The organism is Kitasatospora sp. NPDC004615 (assembly GCF_042873545.1).
Taxonomy (GTDB): Bacteria; Actinomycetota; Actinomycetes; order Streptomycetales; family Streptomycetaceae; genus Kitasatospora.
On sequence record NZ_JBIALQ010000015.1, the window covers coordinates 87,318 to 107,294 of the forward strand.

Below are 19,977 nucleotides of genomic sequence, written 5' to 3' on the forward strand. Positions count from 1 at the left end.
GGTGGTCAGGCGGAGCGTTCGCGGACCGACCGCGGCCGCATGTCCGTCCAGACCCGCTCGATGTGCTTGAGGCACTCCTGCTTGGTCCCGGTCGTTCCGGTGGTGGCCCAGCCCGCGGGCAGGGCGCGGTCGGCGAACCAGATCGAGTACTGGTCCTGTTCGTTGGTGACGACCTGGAAGACCGTGTCGGCGTCGTCGATTCCCATCGCTGGCTCCTCGTGGTGGTGGGTTCCGGTGGTGGTTCCGGTATGAGGTGGTTCAGTTCAGGTGGCGCAAGAGCTGGTCGATCTCCTCGTCGGACATGTCGGCCAGCTGGGCCAGCACCGCCTGGTCCGAGGTGGGCCGCCGGTCGCGGGCGCGTTCCAGCTCCGCCAGGGCCTCGGCCAGCCCGGCCGGGGTCGGGCGGCGGAAGAAGTCGCGCACCGGCACCTGGATGCCGAACTCGGCGCGCACCCGGCTCAGCAGCTTCGCGGCGAGCAGCGAGTACCCGCCGAGGCCGAAGAAGTCGTCGTGCACGCCGACCGCGGGCCGGCCCAGCACCTCCTGGAAGATCGCCAGGGTGCGGCGCTCCTCCCCGTTGCGCGGCGGGGTCTTCTCGACGGGGCCGCTCGGCACCTGTGCGGGCGGCGGCGGCAGCGCGCCGCGGTCCGGCGTGCCGTCGGGGGCCGTCGGCAGCGCGTCCAGGACGCCCAGCACGGCCCGCGCGGCGGACCCGGGCAGAGCTGTTCCGGCGCGGGCGCGCACCATGGCCGCGAACGCGTCGCGCTCGCGCTCGGTGCCCGCGGGGACGGTCGGGTCCGGGACCAGCCAGGCGATCAGACGGCGGTCGGCGTCGGTGGTGACCGCCGCGTCCCGCACGCCCGGCACGGCCCGCAGCGCCTGCTCGACCTCCGCCGCGCGGACCCCCCGGTCGCCGACCGAAAGCCACCCGGCGCCCGGGCCGACCACCTCCAGCGCGCCGTCCCGGGTCCGCCGGCAGCGCAGCCCGACCGGCACCCCGGGCCCGGCGGCGGTGGCCAGGTGCAGTTCGCCGACCACGCCGTCCGGCACCGGCCCGCCCAGGGCGTCCAGCAGCAGGTGGGCGGTGCCCGGCAGCGGCGGCCCGAGGCGCCTGCCGCGCCACGCGTCCAGCGGCGCCAGCGCGGGCGGGACGGCCAGCGGCGCGGGGGCGGGGCGGCCCAGCACCACCGGGAGGCCGGTGCGGGCGAGCATGTCGACCAGGTCGGGCTCGAGGACCTCGCCCACGCACACCAGCCTGGTCCCGGCGGGCGGCGCCCAGCCATCGGTGAGCGCCCGGCGCCAGGTCGGCGGGTCGGCCAGGACGAAGGCCGAGGGCGGCCCGGCCGGCGCCGGGTCGAGCCCGGACAGCATCAGGCTCCGCGCGTGCACCAGCGGCATCAGCAGGTGCACGGGGGAGGGCGGCGTGCCGCCGTCGAGCAGCAGGACGTCGTCGTCCGCGGTCACCCCGAGCCGTTCGGCGACGGCCGTCAGCCCGGCGACCAGCGCCCGGTGGGTCAGCGCGGGGCCGCCGTCGGCGGGCTGCCACGCCGGGTCGTCGGGGCCCGGGACGGCGGGGGTGGCCGGGTCGAAGCGCGGGCCGGTGGTGATCAGCCAGCCGCCCGGCTCGTCCTCGGCCCGCCGGACGAACGCGCCCGCCCGGTCGTGCCGCTGGCCGTACCCGACCGACGCGCCCACCTCGAACACCGCGAGGACGACGGCGAGCAGCCCCGCCGACGGCACCGGCGGCGTCGTCACCCGCACGCCCGGCCCGGCGATCCCCTCGGCGCGCAGCCGCCGGGCCAGCGCGGCCGACCACTCGCGCAGCTCGCCCAGGGTGAGCACGGCGTCCGCCGAGGACAGCACCACGTCGTCCGCGCCCCGGACGTCCAGCAGCTGCGGGACCGTACAGCCATCGGCGGGCGCGGCGGTCGGGACCGACCCCGGGCCGCCGGACGGGCCGGCCGGCAGCGCGCCGACCGGGGTGCCCGGCGCGGCCAGCGCCTCCAGCAGGATCCGGCGGTACAGCTCCAGGACGCCGGCCGCGGTCGGCTCGTCGTACAGGCCCCGGTCGTAGTCGAGCTGCAGGCGCAGCCCGTCGCCGTCCGGCAGCACCGTCAGCCACAGGTCGAACTTGGCGGCGGTGACGGGCAGTTCGACCTGCGTCATGGTCAGGCCCGCCAGTTCGGCGCCCGGCGCGGGCGGGCCCGGCATCGAGAACATCACGTCGAACAGCGGGTTGCGGTCGAGCGCACCCGCCCGCCGCACCTCCTGCACCAGCCGGTCGAACGGCATCCGGTCGTGCGAGAACGCGCCGACACAGGCGTCCCGGACCACCTCGGCGGCCCGCGCGAACCCCTGGTGCGGCGCCAGGCGGGCGCGCAGCACCAGCGTGTTGGCGAAGAAACCGACCAGCTGCTCGGCATCCGGGTGGTGGCGGCCCGCGACCGGCGTGCCCACCGCGACGTCCTCCTGACCGGTCACCCGGGACAGCGCGGCCATGAACCCGGTCAGCAGGGTCATGAACAGCGTCCCGCCGGAATCCTTCGCCAGCCCCTCCAGACCGGCCACCGTCGCCGCGTCCAGCCGCTCCTCCAACCGGCCGCCGGCACCGCCGCGCTGCTCGCGCGGACGGTCCACGGGCAGCTCCAGCGGGGCCGTCCCGGCCAGCGCGGTGCGCCAGTACTCGAGCAGACTCTCCATCCGCTCCCCGGTCAACTGCCGCTCCAGCCAGCCGACATAGTCCGCGTACTGCACCGGCGGCTCGACCAGACCGGCGTCGCCGCCCGCACACAGACCGCGGTAGGCGGCGGCGAGATCGGCGTAGAACACGTCCATCGACCAGCTGTCGCACACCAGGTGATGAATCGTCACCAGCAGCGTGTGCCGGCGCTCCGACTCCTTCACCAGCACCAGGCGCAGCAGCGGCGGGGCGTCCAGCGCGAACGGCATCGCCGCCTGCTCCCGGGCCAGGACCGTCACCCGGGCCCGCGCCCCGTCCTCCGGCAGCCCCGAGCAGTCCACCACCGGCAGCGGCACCAGCGCCTCCGGCAGCACCACCTGGCGCGGATCCCCGTCGACCAGACCGACACCGGTGCGCAGACTCTCGTGCCGCGCCACCACCGCGTTGACGGCCCGCTGGAGCAGCACCACATCCAGCTCACCGACCAGCCGCACCGCACTGCACACGTTGTACGCGGCGTTGCTCGACGGATCGAGCTGGCACACGAACCACAGACTCCGCTGGGCGGGCGCGGCCGGCAGCACGAAGTGGTCGCCGTAGTCGCGGGCCTCCCCGCCGCCGACGCCGCCGACATAGGACGAACTGCTCATCGGGCCCCGCTCCCCTTCCTGGCCGGCTCCCGCACCGGCAACCCGGCGAGCGAGGTCTCCACGAACTCCACGACGCTCCTCTCGTGGTCCTGCACGAAGAAATGACCGCCGGTGAACTCCCGCACCGCGCAGTCCACCGAGGACTGCCGGTCCCAGCCGGCGTTCCCCGGCCGCACCAGCGGATCGTGCGAGCCGCGCAACACCCGGATCGGCACCGGCAACGGCGGCCCCGGCACATACCGGTACGTCTCCGCCAGCGTCAGGTCCGCCCGGATCGTCGGCAGCATCAGCCGCACCAACTCGTCGTACTGCGGCAGCTCCTGGGACTCCATGCCGTCCCACTCCCGCAGCCGGTCGAGCAGCTCGCCGTCCGGCAGCCGGTGCACCTGCTCCGCGTCGCCGTACTGCGGGGCGTCCCGGCCCGAGACGAACAGCGCCACCGGCAGCGGCAGCCCGAGCTCCCGCACCCGCCGCACCAGCTCGAACGCCACCAGGGCGCCCATGCTGTGCCCGTACAGCGCGTACCGCCGCCCGGTGCGCGGCGCCCGCAGGCCCGCCACCGCGCCGTCGACCAGCGCCGACATCTCCCGCAGCGGCGGCTCCCCGAGCCGCCCCTCCCGGCCCGGCAGGCGCGCGGCCGTGACGGCCAGCGCCGCCGTGTGCCGCTGCCAGTTCCGGAACAGCGCCGACGCCCCGCCGGCATGCGGGAAGCACACCACTTCGCACTCCGGATCGGCCGGCGCGCCGAACGACGTGAACCAGCTGGAACTTGGTCGGACCGGGCGCACCCGTACCTCCCTCGGGGACGGCGGAACTCGGAGAACTTCGAAGAAACGGCGGGCCGTGGGAACGGCGGGCTTGACCGGCATGCTTCGGGCCGGCGGGGCCTGGAACGGTACGGCCCGGAAAAGCGGCCGCGGAAAAGCGCCGGCGGCACTCCGCCGGACCGTCGAATCCGGCCCGGCCACCGCGCGGCCCTCAATACCTACCATTTATGCCGCAGGGCCCGTCAATGACAACCGTTCGGCGTGAGAGGCGGCGGATAAGGAAGTGAGACCTGGCTGAGAGACCGAACATCTTTAATTTCTCTTGGCCGCCGGTGCAGCCCGCAGCCGTACCCACCGGAATGCCGAACGACCGGCCGGACCAGGGAAATGGAGAGCTCGCCGATGTCGATCCCCGCCCGCCCCACGCTCGTCCACACGCTCGTCGAGCAGGCCCTCGCCCGCGGCGGCCGGCAGGCCTACGAGTACCTGCACGACGACGGCCGGGTCGACACCATCGGCTACCGCGAGCTGCTCGACCGGGCCGCGGCCCTCGCCCCGCTGCTGCGCGGCGCGGACGGACGCGGCGGCCCCGCGCTGCTGCTCTTCCCGCCCGGCCTGGACTTCGTCACCGCGCTGTGGGCCTGCTTCCTGGCCGGCGTCCCCGCGGTGCCCGCCTACCCGCCGATCTTCGGCTCCACCGAGCGGATCACCGCCCGCTTCGCCCGCATCCTCGAGGACTCCCGGGCCACCACCCTGCTCGCCGACCCCGCCGTGCTCGGCCTGCTCACCGCCGGACTGCGCCCCGAGGACCTGCCCCCGGTGGTCACCCTCGACGACGCCACCGGCGCCGCCCCCGCCGACCCCGAGCGCCTGCTGGCCGACGCGCCGGACCCCGAGGACGTCGCGCTCATCCAGTACACCTCGGGCAGCACCGGAAAGCCGAAAGGCGTCGTACTGCGCCACCGGAATATCCTGGCCAACATTCGGTCCATTACCGAGGTTTTCCGTCTGGACGAAACCGCGCGGGTGGTCTCCTGGCTGCCGCCCTATCACGACATGGGGCTCATCGGATTCATTCTCACCCCGATCCACGGCGGATTCCCGGTACGCCTGATGTCGCCCGTGCATTTCCTCAAGGACCCGATCGGCTGGCTCCGGCAGATCAGCGAACTCGGCATCACCCACACCGGCGGACCGAATTTCGCCTACGACCTCTGTGTCCGCCGCGCCGACCGCGCCGACCTCACCGGCCTCGACCTCGGCACCTGGCGGCTCGCCTTCAACGGCGCCGAGCCCATCCGCCCCGCGACGATCACCGGCTTCGCCGAACGGTTCGCCCCGTACGGCTTCCGCCCCGAGTCCTTCCTGCCCTGCTACGGACTCGCGGAGGCCACCCTCATCGTCACCGGCCGCCACTGGACCGGACACGACGACACCGACGCGGACGGCCGGGTCGACTGCGGGCCGGTCGTCGACGGCCACCGGCTCGCCCTGGTCGACCCCGATACCGGCACGGCCGTGCCCGACGGCGCCGAGGGCGAAATCTGGCTCGCCGGACCGAGCATCAGCGACGGCTACTGGGACACCTGGCAGACCGGCACCCCGACCGACGGCTACGGCCACCTCGACGGCACCCGCCACCTGCGCACCGGCGACCTCGGCCGACTCCGCGACGGCCGGCTCACCGTCACCGGCCGCCGCAAAGAGGTGCTCATCCAGAACGGCGTCAACCACCACGCCCACGACCTGTGCGCCGCCGCCGTCCGCGACAACCCCGCCGTCCGGCCCACCGCCGCCGCCTTCCACGGCGCCGACGACGAGATCGTCCTCGCCGTCGAGGTCGCCGGACACGACCACGACCCCGAGCGCCTCGCCGCCGACCTCCGCGCCCGCGTCCTGGCCGCCACCGGCGCCCGCGTGCACACCGTCGTGCTCTGCCCGCCGCGCACCATCCCGCGCACCACCAGCGGCAAGATCCAGCACGGCCTCGCCCGCACCCGCCACCTCGCCGGCGAACTCGCCGGCCGCACCGTCACCCCCGACCGGGCCGCCATCGGCGCGGAAGAGGCCGGCGCGCTCACCGCCTTCTTCTCCTCCGTCTTCGCCGCCGTCTGCCAGGTCTCCGACTGCGGCCCCGACGACGCCCTCACCACGATGGGCGGCGACTCGCTGCGCGCCGCCGAGATCGCGGCCGTCGCCGAGGACGCGCTCACCCTGCCCGTGCCCGTCGAGGACGTCCTGCTCGCGCAGACCCCCCGCGAACTGACCGCCCGGCTGAACGAACGCTGGACCGAGGGCGGGATGCGACCCTCCGACGCCGTCGACCGGGCGAAGGCCCTGCTCGCTGGTAGCTGACCCTCACAGCCCCCCTTGAACGAACCGCACGCCGCGAATGCTTCGCACGCCCGCCCGCCATGGTGACGAGACGGAGGCCCCGACCGTGTCCGACAGCTCCCGGATTCCCGCCGACCTCGGCCGCACCCTGCTCGCCAAGTGGCGGGCCCTCCCGGCCGAAGCGGACACCGGGACGGAGATCGGCCCGATCCGGCACGGACTGCGCCTCTTCGAGGAGATCCACCCCGGCACCGCCGCCAACGTCCTCCGCTTCGACGCCGAGATCGCCGGCACCGTCGACCCCGACCGGCTCGCCGCAGCCCTCACCGAACTCGCCCGCCGCCACGCCGCCCTGCGCACCACCTTCCCGGCCGTCGACCGCGCCACCGTCGCCACCGAGGCCCGCCCCGACCTGACCGTCGTCGACCTCACCCCGGACGACCCGGCCACCGCCCGCCGCACCGCCCGCGCCCAGGCCGACACCCGCGCCGCCACCCCCATGGACCTCGCCACCGGGCCGCTCTGGCGCACCGCCCTCTGGCAACTGCCCGACGGCACGGCCCGACTCCAGCTGCTCGCCCACCACATCGTCGCCGACGGCTGGTCCCTCGGCGTCGCCCTCGCCGAACTCGACGCCCTCTACACCGGTCGTCCCCCGGGCCCGGCCACGCCGCTGCCCGCCGTCCCCGCCACCGCCGACCCGGCCGACCTGGCCGCCTGGCGCGAACGCCTGGCCGGCGCCCAACCGCTCTCCCTGCCCACCGACCGGCCCCGCCCCGCCGCCCGCCGCTTCCGCTCCGCCCACGTCGGCCTGAGCGTCGAAGCGGACCAGCTGCGCGAAGTCCGGCGCCTCGCCGAGGCCGAGCATGCCACGCCGTTCATGGTCCTGCTCGCGGCACTGCACCTCACCCTCGCCCGCACCGCCGGACAGCACGACATCACCGTCGGCTCACCCATCGCGACCCGCGAACGCCACCGCGCCCCCGGCGCCGTCGGCCCGCTCGCCACGATGCTCGCGCTGCGCACCGACACCTCCGCCGCGCACACCGCCCGCGACGTCCTGCGCGCCGTCCGCGACACCTGCCTCGACGCCTACGGGCGCTCCCACGTGCCGTTCGAAACCGTCGCGGAACAGGTCGGGCAGGGCGGCGGCTCGCTGTTCGACGTGCTGTTCGTGCTCCAGCCGCAACTCCCCGAACTCCGCCTCGGCGAGCTGCCCCTGCGCCCCCTGGTCACCGCGCCCGGAACGGCGCGCAACGACCTGGAGCTCTACCTCTGGCAGGGCGAGGACGCCATCACCGGCTTCCTCGGCTACGACACCGACCTCTTCGAGCCCGACACCGCCGAGCTGCTCGCGGCGCGATTCGGCACCGCCCTGGCGGCCGTGGTGACGCGGCCGGACGCGCCGCTCGCCGAGCTGGACGTGGCCGGCGCGGTGGAGGCGGCGCGGCGCGAGGCTTGGGCCGTCGCGCCTGCGGTGGGTGAACTGCCGCTGTGTGTGCAGGAGTTGGTGGAGGCGCAGGTCGATCGTTCGCCGGGTGCGGTGGCGGTGCGTGCCGTTGACGGTGAGCTGACGTACGGGGAGCTGGAGGCGCGGGCGAACCGGGTGGCGAATGCCTTGCGGGCGCGGGGAGTCGGTGCCGGGGATCTGGTGGGGGTGTGTCTGCCGCGGACCTCCGACCTGGTGGTGGCGCTGCTGGGCGTGTTGAAGTCCGGCGCGGGTTACGTGCCGGTGGACCCTGGCTACCCCGATGAGCGGGTGGCGTTCATGGTGGAGGACGCGGATGCGGCACTGGTCATTCGGTCTCTGGCGGATGTTCTTGAAGTTCCTGATGCGCCCGTAGCCGACCGGCCCTCGGTTGCCGGTTCGGTCGATGACGTCGCGTACGTGATTTACACGTCGGGTTCGACGGGTCGGCCGAAGGGTGTGGTGATCGAGCACCGTCAGGTGGCGGCGATGCTGTCGTGGGCGGGGCGGGTGTTCCCGGCGGAGGTGCTAGCGGGCACTTTGGCGGCGACGTCGGTGTCGTTCGATCTGTCGGTGTTCGAGATCTTCGCGCCGTTGACGGTGGGCGGGTGCGTGGTGCTGGCGCCCACTGGTGTGTTGGATCTGGTGACGGATCCGTCGCGGTATGCGGGGGTCACGTTGGTGAACACGGTGCCGTCGGCGGCGCGTGAGCTGGTGTTGGCGGGTGCGATGCCGGCGTCGGTGCGGTGGGTGAACCTGGCGGGTGAGGCTCTGGCGCCGGGCCTGGTGCGGGACTTGTATCTGCTGTCGGGTGTGGAGAAGGTCAACAACCTCTACGGTCCGAGCGAGGACACGACCTACTCGACGTGGACGGCGACGGATCCGGCCGATGTGCGGACGCCGATCGGTGTGCCGGTGGACGGTACGTCGGCGTTGGTGCTGGACGCTGGTCTGCGGCCGGTGCCGCTGGGTGCGGTGGGGGAGTTGTACCTGTCGGGTGCGGGTGTGACCCGGGGTTATCTGGGTCGTCCGGGCCTGACGGCGGAGCGGTATCTGCCCGCGTCCGGCGGTGGCCGGCTCTACCGCACGGGTGACCTGGTGCGGTGGCGTCCGGACGGCAAGTTGGACTACCTGGGCCGGGCCGATGGTCAGGTGAAGGTGCGTGGCCACCGGGTCGAACTCGGCGAGGTGGAGGAGGTGCTGCGCCGTCACCCCGATGTGGCGGGCGCGGTGGTGGTGGCCCGCGAGGACGCCTCCGGCGTCCTCGGTCTGGTCGCCTACGTCGTGCTCAGCGACGAGGAGTTCGACCCCGCTGCGCTCGCGGCGTTCGTCCGTGGTCGGCTTCCGCAGTTCATGGTGCCGGGTGCTTTCGTCGAGCTGCCCGAGTTCCCGCTTCTCCCCAATGGCAAGATCGACCGCGGTGCACTCCCGGCCATAGACCCCAACTCCGTTCGGCAGAGCGGCCGTTCACCGCAGACGCCGTCCGAGAACCTGGTCGCCGACATCTGGCGCGAGCTGCTCGGCGTCCCGGAGGCCGGCGCGGAGGACGACTTCTTCGAGCTCGGAGGCCACTCCCTGCTCGCCACCCGCCTCACCCACCGCCTCGGCGAGGCCCTGGACGCCCACGTCCCGCTGCACCTGGTCTTCGAGCACCCCGTCCTCGCCGATCTCGCCGACCACCTCCCGGTCTCCGGCGGGAAACGCGAGGCCATCCCCGTCGTCCCCCGCATCCCGGGCCCCGACGGCACCCTCGTCTTCCCCGCGTCGTCCGGCCAGAAGCGCCTCTGGCTGCTCTGCTCCCTGGACCCGAGCGCCAACCTCGCCTACCTGCTCAACGGCGGCGCCCGGATCACCGGCCCGCTCGACGCCGAACGGATGGCGGAGGCCGTCCGCTCGGTCGCCGGGCGGCACGAGATCCTGCGCACCACCCTGCGCGAGGAGAGCGGCGACATCGTCCAGGTCGTGCACCCCACCTGGCAGTGGGACCCGACGGTGGAGCCGGACACCCCGGATCAGACCGAGGCCGAACTGCTCGACCAGTGGCGCCACTCCACCGTGGAACTCGCCGAAGGACCGCTCTTCCGCGCCCGCATCGTGCGCCGCGCCGCCGGCGAACACCTCCTCCTGCTCTCTCTCCACCACGCCATCGCCGACGGCTGGTCGCTGGACCTCCTGCTGCGCGAGATCGCCGCCGAGTACCAGGACCCGTCCGGCCGCGCGCTGCCCGCCCTCCAGTACGGCGACTTCACCACGTGGGAGAACGCCGCACCCCCGGACGATGCCGGGCTCGCCCACTGGCGCGAACACCTCGCCGGGGCCCGGGACCTCGACCTCCCGACCGACCGCCCCCGCTCCGCCCGCACGACCCACCACGGCGCTGCTGTGCCCGTCATCCTGCCCGCCGACACCGTCGACCGGCTCGCCCGGACCACCGGCACCACAGCCTTCGCAGTCGTCGCGACCGCCGTCACGCTCGTCCTGAGCGCCGTCTCCGGCAACCGCGACCTGACCATCGGCATCCCGACCAGCGGACGCACCCACCCGGACACCGCGGCACTCCTCGGCTTCTTCACCAACACCCTCCCGCTGCGCTGCTCGCTGGACCCCGCCGCCACCCTCGGCACTGCTCTGCGCGACACCCACCAAGCCCTCATGACGGCGCACCGGCACGCCGGGACGCCGTTCGAGGAGATCGTCCGGACTACTCGAGCCGCCTCGCACGGCCAGGGGCGCAGCCCGCTCTTCCAGGTCATGCTGGCCGTCAACGAGACCCCGGCCCGCGCGCTGGACCTCCCCGGCCTGCGCGTCGACCGGATCGAACTCCCGCCTGCAGAGACCCAGTTCGAGATCTCGCTGCACCTGGAGCGCGGGGAGGCCGCCATCACCGGCCACCTCACCTACAACACCGACCTGTATTCCGTTTCCACCGCCGAACTGTTCCCGGAACGGCTGGCCGCCGCCGTGGCCGCACTGGCCGACTGCCCCGACCTGTCGGTCGCCGAACTGGACGTGGCCGGCGCGGTGGAGGCGGCGCGGCGCGAGGCGCTGGCGGCTGCGCCCGCCGTGGCCGGATCGCCGTTGTGCGTGCAGGAGTTGGTGGAGGCGCAGGTCGATCGTTCGCCGGGTGCGGTGGCGGTGCGTGCCGTTGACGGTGAACTGACGTACGGGGAGTTGGAGGCACGGGCGAACCGGGTCGCGAACGCGCTGCGGGCGCAGGGTGTCGGTGCCGGGGATCTGGTGTGCGTGTGCCTGCCCCGGACGTCCGACCTGATCGTGGCGCTGCTGGGTGTGCTGAAGTCCGGCGCGGGTTACGTGCCGGTGGATCCCGGCTACCCGGACGAGCGCGTGGCGTTCATGGTGGCGGACTCCGGTGCCTCGGTGGTGCTGCGTTCGCTGGACGACCTTTCGCCGGCGGGTGCTTCGCGGCCCGGGCGGGTGGGCTCGATCGACGATGTGGCGTACGTGATTTACACGTCGGGTTCGACGGGTCGGCCGAAGGGTGTGGTGATCGAGCACCGGCAGGTGGCGGCGATGCTGTCGTGGGCGGGGCGGGTGTTTCCGGCGGAGGTGCTGGCCGGGACTCTGGCGGCGACGTCGGTGTCGTTCGATCTGTCGGTGTTTGAGATCTTCGCGCCGTTGACGGTGGGTGGGTGTGTGGTGCTGGCGCCGACCGGGGTGTTGGATCTGGTGACGGATCCGTCGCGGTATGCGGGGCTGACGCTGGTGAACACGGTGCCGTCGGCGGCGCGTGAGCTGGTGCTGGCGGGTGCGATGCCGGCGTCGGTGCGGTGGGTGAACCTCGCCGGTGAGGCTCTGGCGCCCGGTCTGGTGCGGGACTTGTATCTGCTCTCGGGTGTGGAGAAGGTCAACAATCTCTACGGTCCGAGCGAGGACACGACCTACTCGACGTGGACGGCGACGGATCCGGCCGATGTGCGGACGCCGATCGGTGTGCCGGTGGATGGTACGTCGGCGTTGGTGCTGGACGCTGGTCTGCGGCCGGTGCCGCTGGGTGCGGTGGGGGAGTTGTACCTGTCCGGCGCGGGTGTGACCCGGGGCTATCTGGGTCGTCCGGGCCTGACGGCGGAGCGGTATCTTCCCGCGTCCGACGGTGGCCGGCTCTACCGCACGGGTGATCTGGTGCGGTGGCGTCCGGACGGCAAGTTGGACTACCTGGGCCGGGCCGATGGTCAGGTGAAGGTGCGTGGCCACCGGGTCGAACTCGGCGAGGTGGAGGAGGTGCTGCGCCGTCACCCCGATGTGGCGGGTGCGGTGGTGGTGGCGCGCGAGGATGCCTCCGGTTCGCTGGGTCTGGTCGCCTACGTCGTGCTCAGCGACGAGGAGTTCGACCCCGCTGCGCTCGCGGCGTTCGTCCGTGGGCAGCTACCCCAGTTCATGGTGCCGGGTGCTTTCGTCGAGCTGCCCGAGTTCCCGCTTCTCCCCAATGGCAAGATCGACCGCGGCGCGCTCCCGGCCATAGACCCCAACTCCGTTCGGCAGAGCGGCCGTTCACCGCAGACGCCGTCCGAACAGCTGGTCGCCGAGATCTGGCGCGAGCTGCTCGGCGTCCCGGAGGTCGGTGCCGAGGACGACTTCTTCGAGCTCGGCGGCCACTCCCTGCTCGCCACCCGCCTCACCCACCGCCTCGGCGAGGCCCTGGACGCCCACGTCCCGCTGCACCTGGTCTTCGAGCACCCCGTCCTCGCCGATCTCGCCGGCCACCTCCCGGTCTCCGGCGGAAAGCGCGAGGCCATCCCGGTCGTCCCGCGGATCCCGGGCCCCGACGGCACCTTTGTTCTCCCGGCCTCCCTCGGCCAGGAACGCCTGTGGGTCCTGTGCCGCCTGGACGCGGCGGCGAACCTCGCCTATCACGTGCGCGGCGCCGTCCACATCGACGGCGACCTGGACGCGGAGGCGTTCCGTGCGGCCCTCGAGCAACTCGCCCGCCGCCACGAGGTGCTGCGGACGTCGCTGCGCGAGGTGGACGGCGAGGTGCGCCAGGTGGTCTCGCCCACCGTGGAGGTCCCGCTCACCAGCGTCGACACCGCCGACTGGCGCTCGGTGATCGAGGCGGAGAGCCGGCGGGCCTTCGATCCCACCTCCGGGCCGCTGTGGCACGTGACGCTGGTGCGTACTGAGCGGCAACACCACGTCCTGGTGATGAGCCTGCATCACGTCATCGCCGACGGCTGGTCGCTGGACCTCCTGCTGCGCGAGATCGCCGCGCTGTACGGCTCCGTGCCCGCCGCGCCCACCGTCCTCCCGGCTGTTCAGTACGCGGACGTCGCCGACTGGCAGCGGGCCGAGGCCCCGGCCGAACTCGACTTCTGGCGCGGTCAGTTGGCCGGCGCGCCGGCGCTCGACCTGCCCACCGACCGGCCGCGCCCGGCGAAGCAGACCTACGACGGCGCCGGGGTTGCTCTGGCGCTGCCCGACGACGCCCTTGCAACCGCGTGCCGGGCCGGCGGGACGACCGCCTTCACCGTCCTGGCGACGGCCCTGGCCGTCGTCCTCGCCAAGGCGGTCGGTCAGTGTGATGTCACCATCGGCACCCCGGCCGCCGGCCGCGACCACCCCGCCACCGCGGACGTGGTCGGCTACCTGGTCGACACCGTGCCGCTGCGCCTGACGCTGGCCCCGGACGGCACGCTGGCCGACGCTCTCGGCGCGGCGCGCGAGGCTGTCGACGGAATCCGGGAGCACCAGCGGATCCCGTTCGAGGAGCTGATCCGGGCCGTCCGCCCGCCGCGCGACCGGAGCCGCAGCCCGCTGTTCCAGGTGCTGCTCGCGGTCAACGGCACACCGCCGCGCTACGAACTGTCGGGCCTGCGGATGGAGCCCGCGCCGATGCCGATCCGCACCACGCCGTACGACCTGGTGGTTCAGGCGGAGGAGCGGGACGGCCGGATCATCGGGCACCTGGTCTTCAACACCGACCTGTTCGAGCCGTCCACCGCCCAGCTGATCGCGGACCGCCTGGCGGTCGTGATCGAGGCCCTGGCCGCTCGCCCGGGGACGCCGCTGGCCGAGCTGGACGTGGCGGGCGAGGTGGAGACGGCACGCCGCCAGGGCTGGACCACGGCGTCGACGACTCCCGAACGCGGCTGCCGCGTGCAGGAGTTGGTGGAGGCGCAGGTCGATCGTTCGCCGGGTGCGGTGGCGGTGCGTGCCGTTGACGGTGAGCTGACGTACGGCGAGCTGGAGGCGCGGGCGAACAGGGTCGCGAACGCGCTGCGGGCGCAGGGAGTTGGCCCCGGGGATCTGGTGTGCGTGTGCCTGCCCCGGACGTCCGACCTGATCGTGGCGCTGCTGGGTGTGCTGAAGTCCGGCGCGGGTTACGTGCCCGTGGATCCCGGCTACCCGGACGAGCGGGTGGCGTTCATGGTGGCGGACTCCGGTGCCTCGGTGGTGCTGCGTTCGCTGGACGAGCTTTCGCCGGCCGGCGCGGCCAGGCCCTCACAGGTGGGCTCGATCGACGATGTGGCGTACGTGATCTACACGTCGGGTTCGACGGGTCGGCCGAAGGGGGTGGTGATCGAGCACCGGCAGGTGGCGGCGATGCTGTCGTGGGCGGGGCGGGTGTTCCCGGCGGAGATCCTGGCCGGGACTCTGGCGGCGACGTCGGTCTCCTTCGACCTGTCGGTGTTCGAGATCTTCGCGCCGTTGACGGTGGGCGGGTGTGCGGTGCTGGCACCCACCGGGGTGCTGGACCTGGTGACGGACCCTTCCCGCTACGCGGGGCTGACGCTGGTGAACACCGTGCCGTCGGCCGCGCGTGAGCTGGCTCTGGCGGGTGCGATGCCGGCGTCGGTGCGGTGGGTGAACCTCGCCGGTGAGGCTCTGGCGCCGGGCCTGGTAAGGGACTTGTACGCACTCCCGGGCGTGGAGAAGGTCAACAACCTCTACGGCCCCAGCGAGGACACGACCTACTCGACCTGGACGGCGACGGACCCGGCCGATGCTCGCACCCCGATCGGCGTGCCGGTCGACGGCACCTCGGCGCTGGTGCTCGATGCGGCTCTCCGGCCGGTGCCGCTGGGCGCGGTGGGGGAGTTGTACCTCTCTGGCGCGGGTGTGACCCGGGGCTACCTCGGCCGTCCGGGCCTGACGGCGGAGCGATATCTGCCCGCGTCGGACGGTGGCCGGCTCTACCGCACGGGCGACCTCGTCCGCTGGCGTCCGGACGGAAAGCTCGACTACCTCGGCCGCGCCGACGGCCAGGTGAAGGTGCGCGGCCACCGCGTCGAACTCGGCGAGGTGGAGGAGGTGCTGCGCCGTCACCCCGACGTCGCGGGCGCGGTGGTGGTGGCGCGCGAGGACGCCTCCGGCGTCCTCGGCCTGGTCGCCTACCTGGTGCCCGGTACCGGCGAGCTGGACCGGGCCGCCCTTGCCGCCCACGCGCGTACCTGGCTTCCCCAGTTCATGGTCCCGGGCAGCTTCGTCGAGCTGCCCGAGTTCCCCCTCCTCCCCAACGGCAAGATCGACCGCGGCGCACTCCCGGCCATAGACCACAACTCCCTCAGGCGGAGCGGCCGTTCACCGCAGACGCCGTCCGAACAGCTGGTCGCCGACATCTGGCGCGAGCTGCTCGGCGTCCCCGAGGTCGGTGCCGAGGACGACTTCTTCGACCTCGGCGGCCACTCCCTCCTCGCCACCCGGGTCGCCTCCAGGCTCTCCGCACGCACCGGCACGGACGTCCCGCTCGACCTGATCTTCGAGCACCCCGTCCTCGCCGAACTGGCCCGCCGACTACCGGAGCCGGCGTCCTGGCAGGCCCCGGCGGCGATCCCGCGGGTGCGCCGGGTCCTCGGCGGCAGCGCCGGCTGACCTGCTGCCACCCGGCGGCTTCGACCACGTCCGCGGTCCCGACGAACCACGACCAGACGACCACGACCAGGAGACAACCGACGATGAAGCAGGAAAACCCGACCCTCGAGGCGGTCGTATCCGCCTCCGCCTCCGTTTCCGCCGCTATGACGCCCGCCCCCGCACCGGAGGACGAGTCGTCGACCGGCCCCCGTTCGCCCCAGGCCGCGATGATCGGCTTCGGCGGCTTCCTGCTGGGCTCGCTCTCCCTCGCGTTCTACCTGAAGGACGTCAGCATCCCGGCCAACTCCCTGGTGGCCTCGCTGCCGACCATGGTGTTCAGCAGCGCGATCCTTCTGCTGATGGCCGCCGCCTGGTCGATGCGCCTGGGCGACGGTGTGTTCGCCGCGGTCTACGGCCTGTTCGGGACGTTCTGGCTGAGCTTCTCGGTGCTCAGCATCGCGCTGAACAACAACTGGATGGGCACCTTCGAGAACGTCGAACAGCGCCAGGCGACAGCCAACTTCGTGCTGGTCTGGGCGATCGTGATCATCCTGTTGACGGTGACGACGCTGCGCCTGCCGCGGGCGTTCACCTTCCTCTTCATCGTCGTCTCGCTCACGCTGATGGTCATCTTTGGCGCCATCGAGCAGGCCATCGACCAGACCATCAACCACCCGCTGAAGCCCAGCGACCCGTGGCTGGTCTACATCGGCATCGGGACCATGTTCCTGTTCATCGCGCTCGGCATGTACATCTTCGCGAGCGCCATGCACAGCGCGACCGGTGCCAAGCGCCTCCCGCTCGGCAAGCCGCTGCTCAAGTCCCGGTGAACCGATGACGGACTACCTGCCCGAGGTCGCCACCGTCCCGTTCCCGATGGCCTGCCCGGAGGAGCTTCCCGACTCGGCGCCGGCCCTCGTGGCCGCCCGCCCGGCCGTGCTGGCCGAGGTTGCCGCCCGGCTGGCGGACCCGGCGAACCGGGCCGGGTCGGCGGGGCTGCACGCCGCCGCCCGGGCGGCCCGGGAACTGCTCGGCACGGTGCCGAGCGACCCGGTCGGCGACGACCCGCGCGAGTCGCGGCCGAACCGGGACAACGACCTGGCGTTCGGCATCGAACGTCACCACGGCGAGCCGGTCGCGCTGCTCTCCGCCGCGCTGCTGAACGCCCAACTCGGCGTCCTGGAACTGGCCGACGAGCGGGGCACCAACCTCGACGCACCCGACTGGGGCGAGCTGCTCGACGGCTTCGACGTCCTGCACGGCTGGCTGGCCGACCCGGCCCGCCTCCCCGCGCAGCTCGCCACGCCCGAGCCCGACAGTTCGGGCGAGCCGGCGCCGCTGGACGGCCTGCGGCGCTGGGTGCGCGGACACCACGTGTTCATGGTGTTCGCGCAGGGCGGCACCATCGCCCTGCGCAGCCTGCGGGCCGCCGCGGACGCCGGCGACGAGGAACTCGCCGCCACCGCAGCCGCCGTGGCGACCCGGGTGATGCGGGCCTGCCGGGCCGCCCTGCGCTTCGCGGGGGACGCCACGGCGGACCAGTACCAGGCCGAGATCCGGCCCACCCTGATGCCGCCGGTCGCACCCCCGCAGATGAGCGGACTGCGCTGGCGCGACCACGAGGCCCTGGTGGCCGACCTGACGGACTCCCGGGACGCGTGGTCCTGGCTGGCCGCCCGCCGCCCGGAGACCCTGGCGGACTTCCGGTCGGCGCTGGACGACACCTACGACGCGCACAAGGGCGTGTGCGAGCACTTCGTGGGCCGCCAGTCGCCGAGTCTCCTCGCCACCAGCCGCTCGAGCCGCCCCGCGGTGGGCGTCATCGAGCAGTTCCACCGCCTCCGGGCGGGCTCGCTCCCGGACGCCCCGGACGCGTGACCCGACCCGATCCGATCAACAAGACCCGAGCAGTTCCGACCCGTCCCCGAAAGGCAAGGTATCCATGACCACCACCGCGCCCGAAACGCACGGCACCACCTCCGTCCCCGCACTGGACATGGACGGCCTGTCCCGGATCCTCTTCGGCCACGCGGCCTTCCAGTACCTCAACGCCGCCTGCGAGCTGGGCCTGCCCGACCTGCTCGCCGAGCGGACGGACCTCACCCGCGAGGAGATCCGCGACGCGCTCGAACTCCAGGACCGCGCGGTCGAGATCCTGCTGCTCGGCTGCACCTCCCTCGGCATCGTCGTCAAGGAGAACGGCCGCTACCGCCTCGCCCAGGTCGTCCTGGACCTGATGGACGAGGGCGACTGGGAGCGCTTCAAGGACACCGTCGCGTTCGAGCAGTACATCGTCTACGAAGGCCAGCTCGACTTCACCGACTCGCTGCGCGAGAACCGCAACGTCGGCCTGCGCCGGGTGCGCGGTTCCGGTCGCGACCTGTACCACCGGCTGGCCGAGAACCCGCACATGGAGCAGGTCTTCTACAAGTACATGCGGTCCTGGTCGGAGCTGGCGAACAAGCACCTGGTGACCGAGCTCGACCTGTCCGGCCGCAAGCACCTGCTGGACTGCGGCGGCGGCGACGCGGTCAACGCGATCGCGCTGGCCAAGGCCAACCCGGACCTGAAGGTCACGGTCTTCGAGATCCCCGCCTCCGGCACCATCGCGGAGAAGAAGATCGCCCAGGCCGGCGTCAGCGACCAGGTCTCGGTGATCACCGGCGACATGTTCGTCGACGCGCTGCCCACCGGCTGCGACGTGGTGATGTTCGCCCACCAGCTGGTCATCTGGACGCTGGACGAGAACACCGAGCTGCTCCGCCGCGCCTACGACGCCCTGCCCGCGGGCGGCCAGCTGGTGATCTTCAACTCGATGTCCAACGACGAAGGTGACGGCCCCGTGGTCGCCGCCCTGGACAGCGTCTACTTCGCCGCGATCCCGGCCGAGGGCGGGATGATCTACTCCTGGGCGCAGCACGAGAAGTGCCTGCTCGACGCCGGTTTCAGCACCGTCGAGCGCATCGCGTTCCCGGGCTGGACCCCGCACGGCGTCATCGTGGCGACCAAGTAGCCACCGCCCGCCCGAAGCCCGGATCCGTCGGGGCCGCCCTCCCGGGGCGGCCCCGGCCCGGCCGTACCCAAGTCCCCATCCCCCTGATCGAGGTGACGGCATGCTCGACCCCACGACGCACGACAACGCCACCCGGATGCGCATGCTGCTCTACGGCCAGCTCGTGTCGCGCACGCTCTGCACGGCCGTCAGCCTCGGCGTCCCCGAGGCGCTGGCCGGCCGGGCCCGCTCCGCCGAGCAGCTGGCCGACCAACTCGGCGCCCACCCGGTCGCGTTGGACCGCCTGCTGCGCGGCCTGGTGCCGTTCGGCGTCCTCGCCGAGGAGACCGACGGCAGCTACTCCCTGACGCCCTTCGGCGCCACCCTGCTGCCGACCACCCCCGGCACCGCGCAGCCCACCGCCCTGCTGCTCGCGCAGGAGGTCGGCCTGACCTGGACCGACCTCGAACACACCGTCCGGACCGGCGATTCGGCGTTCCGCCGGCACTTCGACCGCGACCTCTTCGACCACCTGGAACAGCGGCCCGACCGCCGCGAGGTGTTCGACCGCTCCCAGGAGGCGGGCCTGCGGCTGGAGTTGGACGAGGTCTTCGACGCGGTCGGCTTCGAACGCTACCCGTGGATCGTCGACGTGGGCGGCGGCAACGGCCACCTGCTGTGCGAACTCCTCAAGCGCACCCCGGGAAGCACCGGCACCGTCCTCGACCTGCCCGGCACCGTCCCGCTCGCTGAGAAGCGGATCGCCGAGGAGGGCCTCACCCGCCGCTGCACGGCCGTCGCCGGGGACTTCTTCGCGCACGTCACGCCGGGCGCGGACCTGTACATCCTCAGCCACATCCTGCACGACTGGGGCCAGGACCGGGCGACGGACATCCTGCGCACCTGCGCCGCCGCGATGCCCGACCACGGCCGCCTGATGGTCGTCGACCTCGTCACCGACGCCACCACGGTCGACCCGGGCACCGGGCAGTCCGTACCGCACCGGCTGCCCGCCGTCATGGACCTCTACATGCTCTCCCTCTTCGGCGCCTCCGGAGGGCGCGAACGCACCCGCGCCGCCTTCGCCGCACTGCTCGCCGACGCCGGACTGGAGGCCGAGGAGACGAAGGTCCTGCCCAGCGGCATGGCCGTGATCACGGCCCGCCGGCGCTGACCTCCGCCGCACCTCTCATCCGCCATCACGAACGTCACCACGAACGTCACGACGAACGTCACCACACAGGAACGTCACCACACAGGAACGTCACCACACAGCA

General features: G+C 73.0%; 9 protein-coding genes. 6 read left to right on the forward strand and 3 right to left on the reverse strand.

All coding sequences use genetic code 11. The features are described from left to right. Positions 1 to 5 precede the first annotated feature (5 nt). From ACFYS8_RS34705 to ACFYS8_RS34715, 3 genes are read right to left on the reverse strand one after another with little or no spacing between them, the layout of a single operon-like run. On the reverse strand, positions 6 to 206 hold the full coding sequence (locus ACFYS8_RS34705; protein ID WP_387649134.1) for an MbtH family protein: 201 nt from the start codon (positions 204 to 206) through the stop codon (positions 6 to 8). Between the two features lie 52 nt (positions 207 to 258). Further along, complete coding sequence (locus tag ACFYS8_RS34710) at positions 259 to 3,330, reverse strand: condensation domain-containing protein (RefSeq protein ID WP_387649136.1); 3,072 nt, start codon at positions 3,328 to 3,330, stop codon at positions 259 to 261. Next, on the reverse strand, positions 3,327 to 4,046 hold the full coding sequence (locus ACFYS8_RS34715) for a thioesterase II family protein (protein ID WP_387649138.1): 720 nt from the start codon (positions 4,044 to 4,046) through the stop codon (positions 3,327 to 3,329). Before ACFYS8_RS34715 ends, ACFYS8_RS34710 begins: the two co-directional genes overlap by 4 nt. A 453-nt stretch (positions 4,047 to 4,499) precedes the next feature. Between ACFYS8_RS34715 and ACFYS8_RS34720 the strand changes: the two genes are divergently transcribed. From ACFYS8_RS34720 to ACFYS8_RS34745, 6 genes are all read left to right on the forward strand, one after another. Further along, positions 4,500 to 6,452 (forward strand): AMP-binding protein, encoded by a 1,953-nt coding sequence (locus ACFYS8_RS34720; protein ID WP_387649140.1) that lies wholly within the window; start codon positions 4,500 to 4,502, stop codon positions 6,450 to 6,452. Between the two features lie 85 nt (positions 6,453 to 6,537). Then, positions 6,538 to 15,726 (forward strand): amino acid adenylation domain-containing protein, encoded by a 9,189-nt coding sequence (locus ACFYS8_RS34725; protein ID WP_387649142.1) that lies wholly within the window; start codon positions 6,538 to 6,540, stop codon positions 15,724 to 15,726. An 83-nt stretch (positions 15,727 to 15,809) separates the two neighbouring features. Continuing rightward, positions 15,810 to 16,538, forward strand: coding sequence for a GPR1/FUN34/YaaH family transporter (locus tag ACFYS8_RS34730; RefSeq protein ID WP_387649144.1), 729 nt, complete (start codon positions 15,810 to 15,812; stop codon positions 16,536 to 16,538). 4 nt (positions 16,539 to 16,542) lie between these two features. Continuing rightward, positions 16,543 to 17,586: a hypothetical protein gene (locus ACFYS8_RS34735; RefSeq protein ID WP_387649146.1), complete on the forward strand. Its 1,044-nt coding sequence runs from the start codon at positions 16,543 to 16,545 to the stop codon at positions 17,584 to 17,586. 64 nt (positions 17,587 to 17,650) lie between these two features. Then, complete coding sequence (locus ACFYS8_RS34740) at positions 17,651 to 18,721, forward strand: methyltransferase (RefSeq protein WP_387649148.1); 1,071 nt, start codon at positions 17,651 to 17,653, stop codon at positions 18,719 to 18,721. Positions 18,722 to 18,821: 100 nt separating this feature from the next. Beyond that, on the forward strand, positions 18,822 to 19,874 hold the full coding sequence (locus tag ACFYS8_RS34745; RefSeq protein WP_387649151.1) for a methyltransferase: 1,053 nt from the start codon (positions 18,822 to 18,824) through the stop codon (positions 19,872 to 19,874). Positions 19,875 to 19,977 lie beyond the last annotated feature (103 nt).